Genomic DNA, 19,510 nt, shown 5'->3' on the forward strand with positions numbered 1-19,510 from the left:
TTATGACAGATAAGATGTCGCGAGCGGCAAGAAGAAATAAGAAAACAACGAAAAAGAAAACATCGGGAAAACGACCCATATGGAAGACAATTCTCTTTACGATTCTCTTTATTGGATTGGCAGCGGGAATTGTCGGTGGAGCAGTTGGGATATATTGGATAGCTACTGCACCGGATCTCGATCCTGACAAATTGAATGTTCCCCTATCTTCTACATTAAATGATAAATACGGGGAACCCTTTACCACGTTGGAATTAGAGAATCGGGAACAGGTCAAATATGAAGATTTACCTCAAGTACTAATTGACGCTGTAGTTGCTACAGAAGATGCTCGTTTCTTTGAACATAAGGGAATTGATTTACGAAGACTGGGCGGCGCTATTGTCGCTAACATTACGGATGGGTTCGGCTCGCAAGGTGCAAGTACAATTACCCATCAGGTAGTAGAGAACTTTTTTCTATCCAATGAAAAGCAAATTAAATTAAAGGTGCAGGAACAGTGGCTCGCACTGCAACTTGAAAGAAAATATTCTAAAGAAGAAATTTTAGAAATGTATTTAAATAAAATTTTCTATGGAAATAATTCTTATGGCGTTGTAGCAGCAGCGAAATCCTATTTCGGTGTGGAAGATTTAAATGATCTAACCTTGGCACAAGCGGCGATTTTAGCTGGATTACCACAACGGCCTACTGCATATAACCCATTCCGTGATCCAGAGCTTACAGCTTATCGGATGAATACGGTGCTTGATCTAATGGTACGCCATGGCAAGGTTACAGAAGAAGAAGCAAACGAGGCACGTGAAGTTGATATTATTGCAATGCTCGCAGAACCTGAGGAAAGCTCTACGAAATACGGTGCGTTTATCGATAAAGTGGCCGATGAAATCAGTGAGAAATTAGAAGGCATCAATATTTATACAGATGGTTTAAAAATCAATACAACGCTTGATACAAATGCCCAGGAACGGGTTGAACTTCTATTAACAGATACGGAAGCTAACCCGCTGAATTATGGTAGTGATAATGTACAAGGTGCGATTGTTGTTACCGATACGAAAACAGGTGCTATACAAGCAATTGGCGGACGTCGTAATAGTACGGGCAGTCAAGAATTGAACTATGCGATAGATAAAAGGCCTAATTTGCAACCTGGTTCCACAATTAAACCAATCATGTCTTACGGACCGGCAATAGAGTATGACAAGATTTCTACGTATCACCAAATCAATGACGATGCGCCATACCAAGGACCAGGAATGGAAAAACCGATTAACAATATCACCCGTACTTACTCTGGTTGGGTTAGCGCTCGGACAGCATTAAGTCAATCCCTGAATGTTCCTGCGGTGAAACTTTTTGAAGAAGTAGGTGCAGACCGGGCGAAGAGTTTTGGTGAACAGCTTGGACTGGATATGCCAGATAACCTTTATGCTTCCGATGCTATCGGCGGTGGTAGTTTAACTGTTACGCCGCTGGAAATGGCAAGTGCCTTCAGTGTGTTTGGTAACGGAGGAGTTTATACAGAACCATATGCTGTAGAATCAGTTGAATTCCCAGACGGAAGCACGGTTGAGCTTCGGCCGGATTCAGAACCAGCTATTGAAGACTACACGGCTTACATGATCACGGATATGTTGAAAACTGTCTTTACGGACGGAACATGGGCGTCTGGTAGCATGGGCGGTTTACCGGTAGCTGGTAAGACGGGAACAACGAACGTCGATGACGGTTCAGCGGGAGACCGCTGGTTTATAGGATATACGACCAACTACACTGTATCTACTTGGGTTGGTGAGAATATTGTAGATGGAAAACGAGTAGGACTTCCAGATTCGGTGGATTGGACGATCGCCCAGCAAATGTTCCGGGAAACGATGCTCCATGTGTCGGAAGGTATTGATACAGCCGATTTCCAACAACCAGATTCTGTTGTGAAATTAGCGATCGAACGTGGAACAAATCCACCAGAGCTCGCAAGTGATCACACACCTGCCGCTCAAAAGGTTACCGAGCTATTCGTTCGGGGGTCTGAACCGACAACAACATCGGAAAAATTTGATCAGCTTGATGCAGTTAACGGGCTGAATGCAACCTATAATGAAGATGATCATTCAATCCACGTGGAATGGGATTATAACACGGATAGTGATGTCTCCTTTGCAGTGAGTGCGAGTGTTGATGGGGGCTCCATGCAGGAATTAGCGACAACAGAGGATATGTCCTTAGATATATCGGAAGTAGAAGCTGGGGCAAAATACACGATTCAAGTCGTAGCGATTAGCAACGAAAATAATTCCATAACAAGTGAGCCTGCATCCACATCGATTACGGTACCAGGTGGAGATGAGGAGGAAGAGGAAGAAAATATACCTCCAGTCTCTAGTCTAAGCGCAACGTATGTGGAAGACCAAGGAATAATCGATGTTTCATGGAATTATGATGGTCCTCCCGCTGCTTTCGAAGTGACTGTCAACGGTGGACAAACGCAAACCGTACAGTCTCAAGGCATTGAGATAAGTGGTACATTCTCCCCTGGAGAAACCTATTCAATCAGTGTAACTCCAATTGGGCAAGAAGGTGACGTACGCGGCGATAGTCAATCAACATCTGTCAGCATACCACAAGCAGAAGAGCCAGAAGAACCAGAGGAAGAACCAGTAGAAGAGGCACCAGAACCAGAAGAAGATGAGGATGAAGGTGAAGAAGCACCACCTGAAGAGGATGAAACTCCCGATGAGGAAGAACAATCCGACGAATAACAAGAAAGCAAAGAAGGAAAAAAGGAAAGCTTATCTGCATAGCGACAGATAAGCTTTCCTTTATTTTTTGCTCTCTATTTCTTCTTTATTTCAAGCTTTCGCATCCGTTTTTTACCTTCTCGACAAAGATCAAGAAGTGGGCATTCCGGACAATTTGGATTTCTCGCTTTACAGTGGTACCTTCCAAAAAAGATTAATCGGTGATGTGTCTCTGACCATTCTTCCCGCGGTATCTTCCGCATCAAGGTCTCTTCCACTTCCAGTACAGAATCCTTCCAGCGGCATATCCCTAATCGCTTGGACACCCGTTCCACATGAGTATCAACCGCGATCGCTGGCTCATTAAAAGCGATGGAAGCAACGACATTCGCTGTCTTTCTGCCGACCCCTGCCAGCTTCATGAGCTCTTCCTTTGTTTCAGGAACCTTCCCTCCATGTTTATCGATCAAAACGTGGCAAAGCTTTTGGATGTTCTTTGCCTTTGTACGATAAAGTCCGATTGAACGAATATCCTGCTGGAGTTCTTCCAGTGGTACCGCAATATAATCTTCAGGCGTTTTATATTTCTTAAATAAGTCTGCCGTAACTTTATTCACTAATTTATCCGTACATTGTGCGGATAATACAACGGCAATCAATAATTCGAAAGGGTTCGAGTGAACCAACTCGCCCTCCGCATCAGGGAACATTTCTGCAATCGTATCTAATACATGTCTAATCTCTTTTAAATTCAGCATCTAACTAGTCTTCCCCTTCCAGCCAGTTATAGTAGATCGATGTATCTCTTTTTACTGTTTGAGCAGGCTGCTGGTTCACTTGCTGATGACTGTGAAACTTCCTGCTTGCATTTCTTGCTTGTTCAACAGAATGGATTCCTTTCTTCTTCCACTCCCGCAAGATACGATCAATATATTTAAAGTTTAATTTACCCATAAGTACTGATTCTCGAAGCCCTGCTTTAATTAATGCCGGACTGATTTCGTCTTCATCCAACCACGAGTTAATCATTTCGATTTCAAATGGAGAAATCGGCCGACCGAATTCCTGTTCAAACAAAATAAAAATCGTACCCGTTGTATTTTCTTCTTGCTCTTGTTCTTTTTCTTCATGATAAAGTTTTTCTAGTAACGGCTGAACAGAGTAGGCTTCTGAAATTTGACCTTTCTCATTTTCTCTTGGCTCAATCGTTAATAAATCCTTTTGAATAAGCTTCATTAAGATGTCGGAGCAATGTTTCTCACTTATTGTCAATGGATCAGCCAGTTCAGCGGGAGTTGGGAAATTGTTCTTCTCTTTGAAAAAGTAAATGAGTTGTAGAACAAGCACAAGCTCAGTTTCATTTAAACCAAGCTTCGTGTAGTTTGTCAGCAATCTGCCGGGGATATGTAATTGATCGTGTAATATTTCTTCCAGTGGGTTCGTTTCAAACATGTTAGGTACCTCCTTATTAGAAAGCTTCGTTGTTGACACCAAGGATTTCGGTGACAATCAAAGCTCGCACTTATGCAGTAAGAAAGGACTTATATTTATCCACCTGCCAAGTAAACATGCGAATTCCGATTCTTCATCACTCAACTTTGCGGACTTAAACAACTAAGCATTCTTTTTAAAACTTAACATATCTTCTGATTGCTTTCATACAGCGTAAGTGATTTGCACGTTCTCATGGTTTGCTTTCTAATCGCCGTTCAGTTGCCCGGTGGACGGATGCGCATCCTTAGGCACTGCTAGAGCTCCTCGGGCTGAGCACTAAGGGGTCTCCAGGCTCGTGCTGTTCCCGCAGGAGTCACCGTCCACCGGGCAACTGAACTGGTGAAGATGATTATGATAAATAGAAATTATCCCATCATTACAGCAGTGTGAAGAAGATTGTATTTATAGAATAATAAATAGTGTTCTAAATTAGGCTTTTCCTGGTAGCAGTCCAGACACCTCGAGACTCCTGCGGGAGGCCGGCTAAAAACGGTCACGTCCTGTGACCAACACCGGCATTAGAACTTCCTGTTCGGAGGTAGGCCTGCGAGCCCCCTTAGTGCTCAGCGCGAGGAGGCTTACCGGCCGATCAGCAGGTGCAAGAGGTGTCTGGACTGCGGACCTCCAGTAGAAAGTTTCGGAGTTTGGCACACTTACGCTGTATGAAAGTTGCAGTTTAGTTTAGTAAATTAAACAATTGTAAATCCCTTGCTTTAGTTGCAAGGGATTTATCATTACATTTATTTAAGGTTACGGATATAATCTATTTAACAGACGCGGGAATGGAATTGTTTCGCGAATATGCTCCACACCCGTAAGCCATGCTACAGTACGCTCAAGACCAAGGCCGAACCCAGAATGTGGAATGCTTCCATATTTCCGCAATTCCAGATACCACGCATAGGCAGGGCCGGTTAATCCGTGTTCCTCGTAACGCTGTTTCATCAATTCGTAATCGTGAATACGTTCTGAGCCGCCAATCACTTCACCGTATCCTTCCGGTGCAATTAAATCAGCGCATAAAACAACATCATCACGCTCTGGGTGCGGCTGCATATAAAATGCTTTAATGTCTTTCGGATAGTTCACAATAAAGACAGGATTATCGAAGTTATCGGCAATTGCTGTTTCATGTGGCGCGCCGAAATCTTCACCCCATTCAATATCATCAAATCCTTTTTCTTTCAGCAAATCAATTGCTTCATCATACGTGATTCGCGGGAAAGGTGCTTGGATCTTTTCAAGCTTGGAAATGTCTCTTTCTAATACATCCAGCTCTAATGTACAGTTATTAAGTATGGATTGAATAAGGAACATGACGTAATTTTCTTGAATAACGAGGCTTTCTTCATGTTCGATAAATGCCATCTCTGGTTCGATCATCCAGAATTCAATTAAATGTCTCCGGGTTTTTGACTTTTCAGCACGGAATGTCGGTCCGAATGAAAAAACTTTTCCTAACGCCATCGCAGCGGCTTCCATATAAAGCTGTCCACTCTGGGATAAATAAGCATCCTCATCAAAATATTTCGTATGGAATAATTCGGTTGATCCTTCAGCTGAAGAAGCTGTCAGAATTGGCGGATCAACTTTAACGAAACCTTGATCATTGAAAAATTCATACGTTGCTCGGATGATTTCATTACGGACTTTCATGATTGCATGCTGCTTTTTCGAACGTAGCCATAAATGGCGATGGTCCATTAGAAATTCGGTTCCATGCTCTTTCGGAGTAATAGGATAATCTTCTGCTTCATGGATTACGTCAATATCCGTTACTTGCATCTCATATCCAAATGCAGAGCGTTTATCCTCGACAATTTTCCCTGTAATATAAATCGATGTTTCTTGTGTTAAGTTCTTCGCTGTCTGGAAAATCTCTTCCTTTACATCATTTTTTGCTACAACTGCTTGCATGAAGCCAGTACCATCACGTAATTGCAGAAAGGCGATCTTCCCGCTGGAACGTTTATTTGCAAGCCAAGCTCCAATTGTTACTTCTTTTTCATTATAATCAGGTGCTTGAGATATCGTAATCTTCATCTTGTTACCTCCATCAATCGATCTTTAGTGCGTTTCGACAAAGCGTTTAATCCGTTTTGCCGCTTCTGTTAAGTCATCCATTGATATACAATAGGATAGTCTCACGTTGTCTGGTGCACCAAATCCAGTGCCAGGCACCATGGCGACTTTTTCTTCTTCTAAAATTGCTGTTACCCATTCGTCAACTGTGTCAAAGCCATTGTTTCGGACGGCTTCTATTACATTTGGGAATAAATAGAATGCCCCTTTTGGTTTTTCACACGTGATCCCCGGGATTTCACTTATTAAAGTGTAAAAGACATCCAGTCTTTCTGCAAATATATCTCTCATCTTCCGGATTTCACTTTCGTCTATGGAAAGTGCAGCAACAGATGCGTGCTGGGCAATAGAAACTGGATTAGATGTAGAATGAGAAGAAACATTGTTCATTGCTTTAATAATCTGCTTCTCTCCAGTTGCATAGCCAATTCTCCATCCTGTCATGGCGTATGTTTTTGAAACGCCATTTATGACGACCGTTTGTTTCTTTAATTCAGGACTTATCGAAGCAATTGATACATGCTCTTCTTCCGAGTATATAAGCTTTTCATAAATTTCATCGGAAACGATAAGGATATTATGTTTAAGCGCAATTTCGCCTAGCTTTTCGAGTTCTTCCTCCGAGTACATCATACCTGTTGGATTACTCGGAGAATTGATGATAATTGCTTTTGTTTTATTCGTAATTGCTTTTTCCAAATCTTCTGGCTGTACTTTAAAATTATATTCTTCCTTTGTGTGAATAAAGACAGGAACACCTTCAGCAAGTTTCACTTGTTCTGGATAACTTACCCAATAAGGTGCAGGGATAAGCACTTCATCCCCTTTATTTAAAAGCACTTGGAACAATGCATAAAGGGCATGCTTTGCTCCCATCGTGACGATGATTTCTTCTTTTGAATAGGTGAGCTGATGATCTCTCTCCATTTTCTTTTGAATCGCCTCAATAAGCTGGGGGATTCCGCCAGTCGGTGTATATTTCGTAAACCCTGCTTGCATGGCTTGAATAGCCGCTTCCATAATTGGTTCAGGGGTATTAAAATCTGGTTCCCCAGCTCCTAACCCAATGACATCATGGCCTTTACTTTTTAATTCGTTCGCCTTAGCAGTAATAGCCAGTGTTGATGAGGGAGTGATCGTTTTAACTCGGTTCGCTAATTCCATTTGTACTTTCCTCCTAATTGAACTTTCTTAAATAACGTATTTCTTCATAATCGGACCCATCATAAATCGAGCGATAATCAAATACATATCGGTCATTCTCATCATAATAGACGAGTTCCCATAGTATTTCTTCATCCAGCAAGGCTGGTGTTATTTTTACTAATTGACAAGTCCTACAATCAGACTGCCACCTATCAATCATGGAAGATGGGGCTAGAACTTCTGTTGAATCGACTGTCGTCAGTGTTTTCTCGTTTCCTTCCAGCGGGTAAAAAATGATTTTTCCGTTGCCTTCTTCACTCTTCCCGTAAACGACATGGTACGCTGCTTCACCATTGAAGTTTTCAATTTTCGAAATCTCCGTTATTTCTGTTTGCTTTAGTAATTCCCGCTTTGTTGCTTCATGGCCTTCTGTACGTTCAGAGTTTAAATCCATGTATAAAAAGATACCATAAATAAACATAGAAATAAATAGAAGGAGAAAGGTAATCATGCTAAAAATCAGCCATTTTCGTCTTGTTTCAGCCATTTTTTACACCTCTTCCGACAAGTTCCCTAATTCTTCCCTGTGTTTATAAAAAATTTCTAGCCATAGAACGAATCCGGTGGTTCATACTATAGGTAGTAACGCTCTTGACTGGATTTCCAGACAAGACCCGTTGCAAAAATTTTCTCCCTCATACCAAACCGCACGTTTGCTACTGTATGTTTATACAGTAGCTTTTTTTGAGCGGGTAACCTGGAAGGGAGCTTCCGCCTTTGTTTTAAAACCATTTTCTTGCTTGTTCAATCAAGGTTTGGGTGGAGTCGTTCAGGATTAGTACTTCTGGTATGGATTCTGTAAAGTAGCGTCCGTACCGTGCTTTCACAATTCTCGAATCACAAATGAAAACGATTCCCCTATCACTGGATGAACGGATTAAGCGTCCAAATCCTTGTTTGAATTTTATAACGGCATTTGGTAAGGATAATTCCATGAATGCATTTCTTCCCTCTTCCTTCAATTCCTGTGATTTCGCCTCATAAACTGGATGGTCTGGTGGTTGGAACGGAAGACGGACAATCATCAAGCAGGATAAATCCTCACCAGGAATATCAACACCTTCCCAGAATGAGCTTGTACCGAGCAGTATCGAGCGTTCAAAGCTTTGGAAATTCTTCTTCAGTCTTGTTCTGCTCCCACTCGTAATTCCTTGCCCGATAAGCATGTATTTATCATCCGTCATAATTTCTTTCAAGAGTTTATAGGATTTCCGTAACATATCATAGGAAGTAAACAGCACGAGCATGCGTCCTTCTGTCACCTCTGCTAAAGAAAGAATAGCTTCACTTGTTGCATAAATATAATCATCCATATTTCCATACTTAATATCCGGAAAATCATTTGGAATCAAGAGCTGGACCTGGTCTTTAAAAGAGAATGGAGAACGGATTTGTTTCGTGATCAGTCTCTCTTTCGGAAGACCGAGCCTCTTTATGATAAAGTTGAATGAATTCTTCATTGTCAACGTGGCGCTCGTTAAGATGACACTGTCTTTCTTCGCGAATAACTCTTCACCTAGTAAGGTCGAGACGTTAGTCGGTTCACTGTATAAATAAACGGCCTGTTGATAGCCTCTCGTATCCATTTCGAGCCACTGGACGTGATGGATATCTTGGTCTACTAAAAACAACAGTTCCAAATGGTCAATATGGTCTTGTAAGTTTTCCATTACTTGAATAAATTCCTGTCGATCGTTCTTCACATAGTCTTCCTCATCCTCAAGACTCTTATCAATAAGCGATAAGAAATAGATAAGATCACGATAATAAAAGATCAGACGATTCACCATTTCGGTTATTATTTCCCAGTTGGAAGCATGTACTGTCTCCTTACTAAATCGGAACTGGATTCTTCCCACATCACTTAATGATTTATCTTTTTTGCGTTGTTTGGTCACGTAAGCATGTAAATATTGATAGAGATCATCAATTTCGTTTTTTGTATTTGTTATTAATTCATCCCATTTTTCAAGGGAGAATTTATCTTCCGTTTCTTCGTACTTACCAACTATATAATTGAAAAACTTTGTGTCCTCCGAACGACCAATTTGATTTAATGTATAATGCATTGTAATATTATCCAGTTTCAATCCGTAATGATAGGCTGCTGTATCTTCTAAATGATGAGCTTCATCGATGATCACCTTATCATACACAGGAAGAAATTGATAATCGTTAAACATATCGGTACATAAGAGAGCGTGATTCGTTATAATTAAATCTGCACGCCCGGCCCTTCTTCTTGCACGTGTGTAAAACGAATACCGGAACCAGGGTGACGTGACATCGAGCTTCCTTTCTGCATCTGCTGAAACGCGCTGGAAAAATGTATAACCGCTTGTCGGAAGTTGAATTTCATCAATATCGCCAGTCACAGTTTCCGTAAGCCATACAAGTAAAATTGCTTTCGTTAGCGTCGTATCATAGTTATCTCGCTCTAAATGACTTAATTCATATGCAAAGCGTTCCATGCTTAAATAATGATTCCTCCCCTTTAACAATGCAGCTTCAAACGGAAAGTCCACGATTTTCTGCACGAGAGGAATCTCTTCTTCTAAAAGCTGTGTCTGCAGCTGTGTGGTATACGTGCTAATGATAATTCGTTTATTCTGTTTAACAGCCTCATATACTGCAGGAAGTAAATATGCAAGGGATTTCCCTGTACCAGTTTCAGCTTCCACTAAAGCATGTTCCTCACTCCGGAATGCATCATACACCGTTTCAGACATTTCCCGCTGACCGCTTCTTTTTTCATATTTCTCGAATTGTTTCTCGAGTGTACCTTCTTCCTCATAAATATGATCTAAATAATCACCGAAAGAAGTTGCTAACACCATTTCCTCTTTAACCGTGTCCTCGATCATTTTAAATGCGAGTCCATTATATGTAGCAAACTTCGCTTCATCAGCAAAGGCAAAACTATTCCGCTCCATTGCCTCATTCAACATATTAGCAAGGTTTGACTTAAACATGGGTTCTAATTTTGCCAGATTGGCAAGTGTCTCATACGGAAGCTGAAATAACTTCTCCTTTAACTTCAAGAATAATTTAGCGGTGACGTAAGCATCCGATAAAGCCCGATGTGGTTCATCGTGATAAATACCAAGGTAATCTGTAATCTGCGATAATTTATAGCTTGGAGCTTTCGGATAAAGGATACGGGATAGTTCGACGGTGTCAATGACAGGATTCCTTAGGGGTGTCCTTCCACTGTGCACTAATTCTGCATTTAAAAAACCCATGTCAAAGGGAACGTTATGTGCAATGAGATAACTATCCTCAAATAACTCCATTATTTTGTCCGCTTTTTCGTTAAAATATGGTGCATCTTTAACATCATCATTTGTTATATTCGTCAGATTGGTTATAAAGGGAGGTATTTTTTTATTTGGGTTTAGGAAAGTATCTCTTTTATCGACAATTTCATCATCATTAATAATTACCATTCCAATCTCGATGATTTTATCGTCATTATCAGGCGAATGCCCAGTTGTTTCTAAGTCAATCACAACAAATTTTTTCAATTCCACACCTCCGTCCTCTCTATTATATACGTCATTTCGTCCAAAAGAAAACTCTTATCCCTTTATTGATAAGAGTTTTCTTCCTCCATCTATCACGTTTAACTATTAGAGGTTGTTCAAAAGTCGTAAAAATGACACTTCGTGAAAGGGAGGTTCTACTAAGACCGTCCACGTCCTGTGCACAACGTAGAACTCACCACTTCCTGTGGAAGCTCGTTGGCTCGCTTTTTCTCTCCTCACGCACCTACGAACGTACATTTGGGTGCCGGGAGCTTCGCCGCCTCGAATTTCGACGCAAAGGATGTGCTAGTGTCGGCGTTGCAACAGGACGTTGCTTATTTAGCCGACCTCGGTCCTTTTTATCCTCCTTTTGAACACACTATTATTTAAACCATTCGATTTCACCGGAATATATTTTCTCCACTTCCCCATTATCATGTAAAACAAGGAGGGCGCCGTCTTCAGCAATCCCGTGGAAAATCGCTTTTTTCTCTTCTCTCAGGTTTTTAATTTTTATTTTTTCTCCCATTTTAAAACCATAACTTTCCCATTTTTTCTTTACATCAGAAAAGCCATTAGCCAAATATCTGTCAAAAGCAGCTTCAAATTCTTTTAAAAATTGTTGAATGAGTTCTTGAATGGACCACTGTTTTCCTGTTTCCAAATAAAGTGAAGTCGCTTTGGCTGCTAGTGACTTTGGTATATCGCCTGCTGTATGGTTGATATTTAAACCGATGCCGATAACGATGTATTGAATTTGGTCCTGTTCTGCTTGCATCTCTGTTAAAATTCCTGCTGTTTTCTTTTTATTGATCAAAAGGTCATTTGGCCATTTAATCATCGATTCTACACTTGCATAGTCTTTTAACACGTCAGCTAATACAGTTGCAGTTAGCAACGTTAGCTGAGGAGCCTCTTGCGGAAGAATTTTAGGACGCAGTAAGATGCTTAGCCACATGCCTTTATTCCCTGCAGAATGCCATTCCCGGTTCATTCTTCCCCGCCCTGCTGTTTGTTCATCGAGAATAGCTACCGTTCCATGCCTTGCCCCTTCTACAGCCGCTTGATGAATTAATTGCTGGGTAGAAGCAGCGGAGGATTTATGAATGATCGTCTGACCAAGCCACTCTGTTTCCAGACCCCATTTGATCGTATTATCACTGACTTTATCTGGATGTTTCAGGATACGGTATCCCTTTCTTGGAACACCTTCAATGACATACCCGTCCTTTTCCAATGCTTTCATGTGTTTCCAGACACTATTGCGAGAAATATGCAATAGCTCGGAAATATCCTGACCCGATATATAGGTTTCTTCGTTTTCCGACAGAATTTGAATTAATCTATTTCTCGTTGAATCCACTCTAACCATTCCTTTACGTCACGATACTGATTATTTACCTTGCCAGTAATTACAGCCTTTTCCGCTTCTCCAAGCAAATGCTTCACCCATACTCCTGGTTTCTTGTCAGGGAAAAGTGTTAAAAGATCATTTCCGTTGATTGCTAACTCGTCTCTTGATTGAATCGGCATTTTCTGCTTTAACCGCCTTAATTCCGTAACAGATAGCTTATCATGTAATAGCAGGTCAACTAATCTGGTAAAGGCTCTGAAGCGCTCCTCTTTAAGCTGGTATATTACAGTCTCATTTAAGCCATTTCGCTTATATCGCTCGATATCCTCGGTTAATTGTATTGCAAGTCGCTTCGTTCGATTAGAGCATTTCCATTCCTTTGTCCACTCATGGATCGGAATTTCTGGCTTTTGATAATGAAAGAAAGCAATAACCTCAGCAAAACTTAGGAGAGGTTTCATATTATGCGGAATTACCCCGATTAAACTAGGATCATCTTTAAAAACCGGTAAAACAGTATGAACCGCTGTCTTTACTAAATAATTCACTCCAATTGAAACATGTTTTCCTGCAAAGAACCGTTCCATTTCATTCGTAATTCTTTCAACGGAAATATCGCGTATTGCTGATTTACAAGCAACCATCGCTGTAAACGTTTCTTCCTCAATTTGGAAGCCGAGCTGACTAGAAAAGCGGAGGGCACGGATGATGCGCAAGGCATCTTCCCCGAAACGCTCCTTGCCATTACCGACCGTTCGAATGATTTGTTGTTCCAAATCGCTTTTACCGGAAAATAAATCAGTAATTCGGCCGGTTTTATCCATCGCGAGAGCATTGATTGTAAAATCACGTCGCTCTAAGTCTTTTTCAATGTTATGGATAAATTCAACATGATCTGGACGTCTGCTGTCCGAATAGCTCCCTTCTGTACGGAAGGTAGTTACTTCATATGATTCTTTCTCGTGCCTTACGATAACTGTACCGTGTTCAATTCCCACGGGGATGACGCTCGGAAAAATTGCTTGAACCATATCCGGTGTGGCAGAGGTAGTGATGTCAATGTCTTTAATCGGCCGTTCGAGTAAAAGATCCCGCACACAGCCTCCAACAAAATAAGCCTTATGACCTTCAGCTTCAAGGGTCTCTAATATGGGCTTTGCTTGCTTGAATATTTCTTTTAACATGCCTTCACCAAATTTCCTTTACTTTAGTAGTTCTTCATATAAATTAATATATTGATCGACAATGATGTTCGATTGGAATTTCTGTTTAACAACATGCATAACGTGTTCACGAAGTGTTTGCTGATATTCCGAGTCTGTTAGAATTTCTAAAGCATATTCTGCTGCTTGCTTTGTGTCGCCTCTATCTACCAGATATCCGGTTTCTCCATGTGTGATTACTTCTGGAATCCCGCCGATATTCGTTCCAATCCCTGGAACTCCACATGCCATTGCTTCCAGGAGAACAAGACCAAAGCTTTCTTTTTCTGAAAGTAAAAGTGTTAAGTCACTAATTGCCAGCAGTTCATTTACATTATTTTGCTTTCCTAAGAACAGAATATCGTTCTCCAACTCTAATTCTTTCACTAAGTTTTTTGTTGCAGAATACTCCGGACCGTCGCCAACAAGCAGCAACTTACTAGGAATTTCCTGTCGAATCCGATAAAACGTATCAACGACATCCGGCAACCGCTTCACTTTCCGGAAGTTCGATATATGGATAATAACTTTTTCTTCATCTTTTATATTGTACTGTTCCTTCAAATAGTGCGCTTGGAATGGATAGTATTCGGATTCATTTACAAAATTATGGATGACAGATATCGGATAGTCCGTTTCAATCATTTCTTCCGTCTGCTTCCTTAAACTATGGGATACGCTCGTTACCGCATCAGATTGTTCAATCCCGTATTTGATCATTTTTTTAAATGCAGCCTCAATCCCAAGGACCGTTATATCTGTCCCGTGCAGAGTCGTTACGACCTTTACCTTATGTTCGGCCATTTCTCTCGCAAGGATCGCACAAATGGCATGTGGTATCGCATAATGAACGTGTAAGATATCAAGTTTCTCCTGATCGATGACCTCTGCCATTTTGGAAGCAAGGGATAAATCATAGGGCGGGTATTGAAAAACTGGATAATGATTTACTTCCACTTGATGATAAAAAATTTTCGGATACAATTTATCTAACCGGAACGGAAGGCTTGACGTAATAAAATGGATTTCATGGCCATTTTCAGCTAAAAGCTTTCCTAATTCCGTTGCAATAACTCCCGAACCACCGACGGAAGGATAGCAAGTTATCCCTATCTTCATGGATTATTCTTTATCCTTTTTTCGAACGATTTCCCGCCATTTAAAATCTCCGCGTTCCAGACCATGAATAAAGATTTCCGCACCTGCAATATTTGTAGCAAGCGGGATTTGGTATACATCGCATAAGCGCATTAAAGCCGTTACATCAGGTTCATGTGGTTGAGCTGTTAACGGATCGCGGAAAAATATTACCATATCCATTTCATTATCCGCAATAAGCGCACCAATTTGCTGGTCACCGCCAAGCGGGCCTGATTTAAATCTATGTACATTCAATTTAGTAGCTTCCTTGATTAACTTACCTGTAGTCCCGGTGGCACAGAGTTCATGCTCTTTCAATAGATGTTCATAAGCAATCGTAAAGCGTATCATATCTTCTTTCTTTTTATCGTGGGCGATTAGAGCAATTTTCATCATAGCTTGACCTCTTTTCTTTTATAATATATTTTCCAACCCGTAAACGAGTCTTTCTAACTCCATTACTTTGTAAATAGATGTTTTAATTCCATCCATGAAGGAATCTCGACTCATGGAATCGTGTTTAATTGTGAATAATTGACCCGGTCCACCGAAGATTACTTCCTGGTGTGCCACTAGTCCTGGTAGTCTTACGCTATGGATATGCATGCCATCTAATTCAGCACCGCGTGCTCCATCGAGTTCTTCTCTTTCATCGGGATGGCCTTGCATTTTCTTTTCTCGTGTTTTTTGAATCATCTCGGCTGTTTTAACCGCCGTTCCAGATGGAGCATCTATCTTCTGATCATGGTGCTTCTCGATGATTTCCACATCCGGGAAATATTGAGCCGCCATCTGCGAGAACTTCATCATTAATACCGCACCGATAGCAAAGTTTGGTGCAATGATACAACCAGATTTATATTCATCCGAGAGCTCTTTTAACTCCTGAATACGCTCCTCTGTAAATCCGGAAGTACCGATCACAGAACGTACCCGGTGTTCAATAGCGAGTTTTGTATGCTTATAACCAGACGCAGGACTTGTAAGATCAATGAAGACGTCTGCATCTATTTTCTGAAAGCATTCCGCCAGGTCTTCAAAAATCGGAACATGTGCATCTGATTCCTCTATAATATCGTTTAAAAATTTGCCTTCGTTTTTTCGATCAATTACAGCAACGAGATTAAAATCGGCTACACGTTCAATCATTTGAATTGCTTCTTTCCCCATTTTACCACGTGGTCCTGCTAATATAATATTTATTGCCACTTCTGTTCCACCTCTCCTGTTGTTTATTTCCTCGTCCATCTATCTTTATCTCGGGTTTCAAATTTCGACATGGAGCGGTCAAAACTCTCGGATAAATCAATGTCAAGTGAATTTGCAAAGCTTGTGATTACAAATAAAACATCGCCAAGTTCTTCCTCAATCGTTTTTTCTTTTTCGGTCGTTTTTTTAGGCTTCTCCCCGTAATGATGATTTACCTCTCGGGCAAGCTCACCGACTTCTTCCGTCAGTCTAGCAATCATTGCAAGTGGAGAAAAATAGCCTTCTTTAAATTGGCCGATATAATCATCGACACGCTTTTGAATTTCTTTTGTTGTAAATTCTTTTTGCATTCGTTAACGATCTCCTTTTTTCTCCATGTTTGCCTACCTTTTATGTTAGCTAACCTTACGTAATTTGACAAATATTTTCTTTGAAAAGTCATGAAATTAATTCCTCGGGGTAAAATGATACTAATTCGGAACAGATTCGCACATACTTAGGAGATGTTAATGATGCTATTTGGATTGCGGTTGAAAAGTATTTTCTTTATTTTAATCGGTGCAGCGATTTATTCGTTTGGAATTGTACATTTTAATATGCAAAATAACTTAGGTGAAGGCGGCTTTACCGGGATCACGCTGCTCCTTTACTTTTTATGGAGATTTGATCCGGCAATCACGAATATTTTATTAAACATCCCAGTTTTTCTCATCGGCTGGAAACTTCTCGGGAGAAATACCTTCATTTACACCATTATCGGTACCTTCGCAGTATCTGTATTCTTAGCTATCTTTCAATCCTATCAATTTGCAATCCCTTTGGAAAATGATATGACTTTAGTTGCGATATTTGCCGGAGTATTTATCGGGGTCGGTTTAGGGGTTATCTTTCGTTATGGCGGCACAACGGGAGGGGTAGATATTATTGCACGGTTAGCAAATAAATATCTTGGATGGAGCATGGGAAATACGATGTTCTTATTCGATTTTATTGTCATTTCTTCTTCTGTACTTCTTATTTTAGATCTTGTTCAAGGTATGTACACTTTAGTTGCGGTCTATATCGGAGCACGGGTACTTGATGTTATTCAAGAAGGTGCTTATCTTGCTAAAGGAGCGACAATTGTTTCAAACAAAAGTAAAGCGATATACAGTGAAATTCAGAAGATGGATCGGGGAGTTACGGTTCTATCAGGGCGTGGCAGCTATACAGGTGAAAAACTTGAAGTACTTTACTGTGTCGTCCCTCGAAATGAAATCGTCCGTCTAAAAAGCGTTATTTTAAAGATTGACCCATCCGCCTTCGTCTCAATCAGTACGGTTCAAGATGTGCAGGGAGAAGGATTCACGCTTGATGAGAACAAGAAACCACTGCAATAAAAAAGAGACCAGCACATTGCCAATCTCTTTTCCATCTAGTCTCTGCTATTCAAAAATATCAATATAAAACGTGCAAGCTCTAATAAGGCGACTAGAGCAGCTGCGACATACGTCAGTGCAGCAGCATTCAATACTTTCTTCGTCTCTCGTTCTTCATCATTCCGAATGATTCCAGTCGAGACAAGCTGTGTCATTGCACGACTAGAAGCATCAAACTCTACAGGCAGTGTAACGAGCTGGAATAGAACAGCTGCGCCCATGAAGATAATTCCGAAAAAGAATAGCTCCATCATACCGAGGAAAATACCTGCAAGAATTAAAATGAAGGAGATGTTTGAACCGAAGTTAGCAACCGGAACAAGTGCACTTCTGAAACGCATGAATGCATATTCTTCCTGGTCTTGAATGGCGTGTCCAACTTCATGTGCCGCAATCGCCGAAGATGCCATGGAGCGGCCTCCATATATACCTTCTGAAAGTCGAACAACCTTGGAACGGGGATCATAGTGGTCAGACAAGGTACCTTTTGTCTGTTCAATGTTTACATGGTATAATCCATTATCATCCAGAATCTTTCTTGCTACCTCAGCACCGGTCATCTGGGAAGATGTCGATTTCTTCGAGTATTTATTATATGTTGATTTCACTCTGCCTTGCGCCCATAATGGTATGATTAGTATAAGCGCGATATAAATTAAATAGCTACCCATCTATTTCCCTCCAATCTACGTCGATAAGTCAATTTTAGTCAGGAATCCTATTTCAGTCAACTATTTTGTCGCGCCCTTCCTTCTTCGCCGCCTTTTCTTTTTCTCCTTTATACTTTCTCCAACTCACATAAGATAATGTAATCAGAATGAAACCACCGACAATTAATAAAGCAGGGAAAAGTGGGAGCAATTCCACATTCGCATACACCCATTGCGGGAAACTCACCTTTTGTATGTTCAGTAACAGGGACGGAAACGCAACAGCAACAGTCGAATAAATCAAGGTAATACTGGATGTCATTCCCATTTTAGTCACCTCACCTAATCCATTTATATGATGAGGGAACCCTATTTATCACCTTAGGATAATTTATTATGCTTCCTAACCGTTAAGCCGTATGCAAGCATTAAACAAGCGATACTGAGCCAGAATGTGAAATAACCGATCCTCTCCATATATTGTGTTAATGAAGAATAAATTGGCATCATCTCGAACACGTAATCAATCACATCATTATGTAAGGTCCAGATTCCAGCTACGACAAGATGTCTCATTTTAATCTTATAAAATGGCGCATAAAGCACAGCCTGAATCGCCATCCCCGCATGAGAAAACATTAACATATACCCTGCTGCACTTAATGAACCATCAATGATCAGCGTAAGTAAATTCATTACAACTGCCCAAGTACCGTATTTAACGAGGGTGACAAGCCCCAACGCTTCTACATAAGGGACGTTTCTGCCAAACAGGAAAAACAAAAGAAAAATCGTAAAAAATAAGCTTGCTGTCGGACTATCCGGGACAAAAATTAAAAATATATCGGGTGTGATTGATAATTGTGGAAGATACCAGATATACCCGTAGATTGTACCGAATAGGTTTACTATAAAAAGCATGAAAATAAATATTTTATTAGAAAGAATATACTTAATCATCTGCCGACCTCTCAATTCTTTTAAAATTAACTATAATTCACCTAACTGAATGAATTTCATCATTACCAAAGTCGGCTTTTCCATCATCATATGTTGTTGGGAACGAACCAACTCAACTACATATGGTGGTGAAGCATTAAATACGTATTCTGAAATTCATTAAACTATCCATCCGAAAAAACAATGCAGATCGCTTTCACTCAGCGTAAGTGTGCCTAACTCCGAAACTCTCTTCTGGAGGTCCGCAGTCTAGACACCTCTCGCACCTGCTGAGCGGCTGGTGAGCCTCCTCGCAGGCAAGCCTGCTGCGGGGTCTCACCAAGCCTACCTCCGAACAGGAAGTTCTAATGCCGGCGTTGGTCACAGGACGTGACCGTTCTTAGCCGGCCTCCCGCAGGAGTCTCGAGGTGTCTGGACTGCTACCATGAAAAACCTAATTGGATAATTTAACTATAAGCCCTATTGTTCCTTGTAAGCAAGTATTAAAAGCATTTTAAAAAAACACCTTTACCATCGAAATGGCAAAGGTG

General features: G+C 40.8%; 17 protein-coding genes. 2 read left to right on the forward strand and 15 right to left on the reverse strand.

What is annotated here, in order from left to right; genetic code table 11:
• Window positions 1–2 precede the first annotated feature (2 nt).
• Window positions 3–2,762: a PBP1A family penicillin-binding protein gene (locus tag LZD48_RS00400; RefSeq protein WP_235760758.1), complete on the forward strand. Its 2,760-nt coding sequence runs from the start codon at window positions 3–5 to the stop codon at window positions 2,760–2,762.
• Window positions 2,763–2,836: 74 nt separating this feature from the next.
• On the opposite strand, the gene nth is transcribed toward LZD48_RS00400, so the two are convergent.
• From nth to LZD48_RS00460, 12 genes are all read right to left on the reverse strand, one after another.
• Window positions 2,837–3,499 (reverse strand): endonuclease III, encoded by a 663-nt coding sequence (gene nth, locus LZD48_RS00405; protein WP_235760759.1) that lies wholly within the window; start codon window positions 3,497–3,499, stop codon window positions 2,837–2,839.
• A gap of 4 nt (window positions 3,500–3,503) precedes the next feature.
• Entirely contained in the window at window positions 3,504–4,193 is a 690-nt protein-coding gene (locus LZD48_RS00410; RefSeq protein ID WP_235760760.1) for a DnaD domain-containing protein, read from the reverse strand.
• 792 nt (window positions 4,194–4,985) lie between these two features.
• Window positions 4,986–6,278 carry an asparagine--tRNA ligase gene (gene asnS, locus LZD48_RS00415; RefSeq protein ID WP_235760761.1) on the reverse strand — a complete coding sequence of 431 codons (1,293 nt, stop codon included), beginning with the start codon at window positions 6,276–6,278 and terminating at the stop codon, window positions 4,986–4,988.
• Between the two features lie 24 nt (window positions 6,279–6,302).
• Window positions 6,303–7,481, reverse strand: a complete 1,179-nt coding sequence (locus tag LZD48_RS00420) for a pyridoxal phosphate-dependent aminotransferase (RefSeq protein WP_235760762.1) — start codon at window positions 7,479–7,481, stop codon at window positions 6,303–6,305.
• A 13-nt stretch (window positions 7,482–7,494) separates the two neighbouring features.
• A complete protein-coding gene (locus LZD48_RS00425) occupies window positions 7,495–8,010 on the reverse strand; it encodes a cell wall elongation regulator TseB-like domain-containing protein (RefSeq protein WP_235760763.1) in 516 nt (171 codons plus the stop codon).
• A 235-nt stretch (window positions 8,011–8,245) separates the two neighbouring features.
• Window positions 8,246–11,053: an ATP-dependent DNA helicase DinG gene (gene dinG / locus LZD48_RS00430; RefSeq protein WP_235760764.1), complete on the reverse strand. Its 2,808-nt coding sequence runs from the start codon at window positions 11,051–11,053 to the stop codon at window positions 8,246–8,248.
• 376 nt (window positions 11,054–11,429) lie between these two features.
• Complete coding sequence (locus LZD48_RS00435; RefSeq protein WP_255770175.1) at window positions 11,430–12,419, reverse strand: biotin--[acetyl-CoA-carboxylase] ligase; 990 nt, start codon at window positions 12,417–12,419, stop codon at window positions 11,430–11,432.
• Window positions 12,386–13,585 carry a CCA tRNA nucleotidyltransferase gene (locus LZD48_RS00440; RefSeq protein ID WP_235760766.1) on the reverse strand — a complete coding sequence of 400 codons (1,200 nt, stop codon included), beginning with the start codon at window positions 13,583–13,585 and terminating at the stop codon, window positions 12,386–12,388. The genes LZD48_RS00435 and LZD48_RS00440 overlap by 34 nt, the downstream gene beginning before the upstream one ends.
• 18 nt (window positions 13,586–13,603) lie before the next feature.
• Entirely contained in the window at window positions 13,604–14,722 is a 1,119-nt protein-coding gene (gene bshA, locus LZD48_RS00445; RefSeq protein WP_235760767.1) for an N-acetyl-alpha-D-glucosaminyl L-malate synthase BshA, read from the reverse strand.
• 3 nt (window positions 14,723–14,725) lie between these two features.
• Complete coding sequence (locus LZD48_RS00450) at window positions 14,726–15,136, reverse strand: methylglyoxal synthase (protein WP_235761082.1); 411 nt, start codon at window positions 15,134–15,136, stop codon at window positions 14,726–14,728.
• A gap of 21 nt (window positions 15,137–15,157) precedes the next feature.
• Entirely contained in the window at window positions 15,158–15,952 is a 795-nt protein-coding gene (gene dapB, locus LZD48_RS00455; protein WP_235760768.1) for a 4-hydroxy-tetrahydrodipicolinate reductase, read from the reverse strand.
• Window positions 15,953–15,975: 23 nt separating this feature from the next.
• Window positions 15,976–16,302, reverse strand: coding sequence for a nucleotide pyrophosphohydrolase (locus tag LZD48_RS00460; RefSeq protein WP_235760769.1), 327 nt, complete (start codon window positions 16,300–16,302; stop codon window positions 15,976–15,978).
• Between the two features lie 162 nt (window positions 16,303–16,464).
• On the opposite strand from LZD48_RS00460, the gene LZD48_RS00465 reads away from it, so the two are divergent.
• Window positions 16,465–17,331, forward strand: a complete 867-nt coding sequence (locus LZD48_RS00465; protein ID WP_235761083.1) for a YitT family protein — start codon at window positions 16,465–16,467, stop codon at window positions 17,329–17,331.
• Window positions 17,332–17,366: 35 nt separating this feature from the next.
• Here LZD48_RS00465 and LZD48_RS00470 read toward each other — a convergent pair whose 3' ends face one another.
• From LZD48_RS00470 to lhaT, 3 genes are read right to left on the reverse strand one after another with little or no spacing between them, the layout of a single operon-like run.
• A complete protein-coding gene (locus LZD48_RS00470; protein WP_235760770.1) occupies window positions 17,367–18,041 on the reverse strand; it encodes a zinc metallopeptidase in 675 nt (224 codons plus the stop codon).
• Window positions 18,042–18,093: 52 nt separating this feature from the next.
• On the reverse strand, window positions 18,094–18,348 hold the full coding sequence (locus LZD48_RS19190; RefSeq protein ID WP_438822734.1) for a sporulation protein YpjB: 255 nt from the start codon (window positions 18,346–18,348) through the stop codon (window positions 18,094–18,096).
• A gap of 53 nt (window positions 18,349–18,401) precedes the next feature.
• The gene (lhaT, locus tag LZD48_RS00480; protein WP_235760771.1) at window positions 18,402–18,980 is read right to left on the reverse strand and encodes a lipoprotein heptaprenylglyceryl N-acetyltransferase LhaT; all 579 of its coding nucleotides are present in this window, start codon (window positions 18,978–18,980) and stop codon (window positions 18,402–18,404) included.
• Between the last annotated feature and the right edge of the window lie 530 nt (window positions 18,981–19,510).

The organism is Oceanobacillus alkalisoli, from assembly GCF_021556485.1.
Lineage (GTDB): Bacteria > Bacillota > Bacilli > Bacillales > Amphibacillaceae > Oceanobacillus > Oceanobacillus alkalisoli.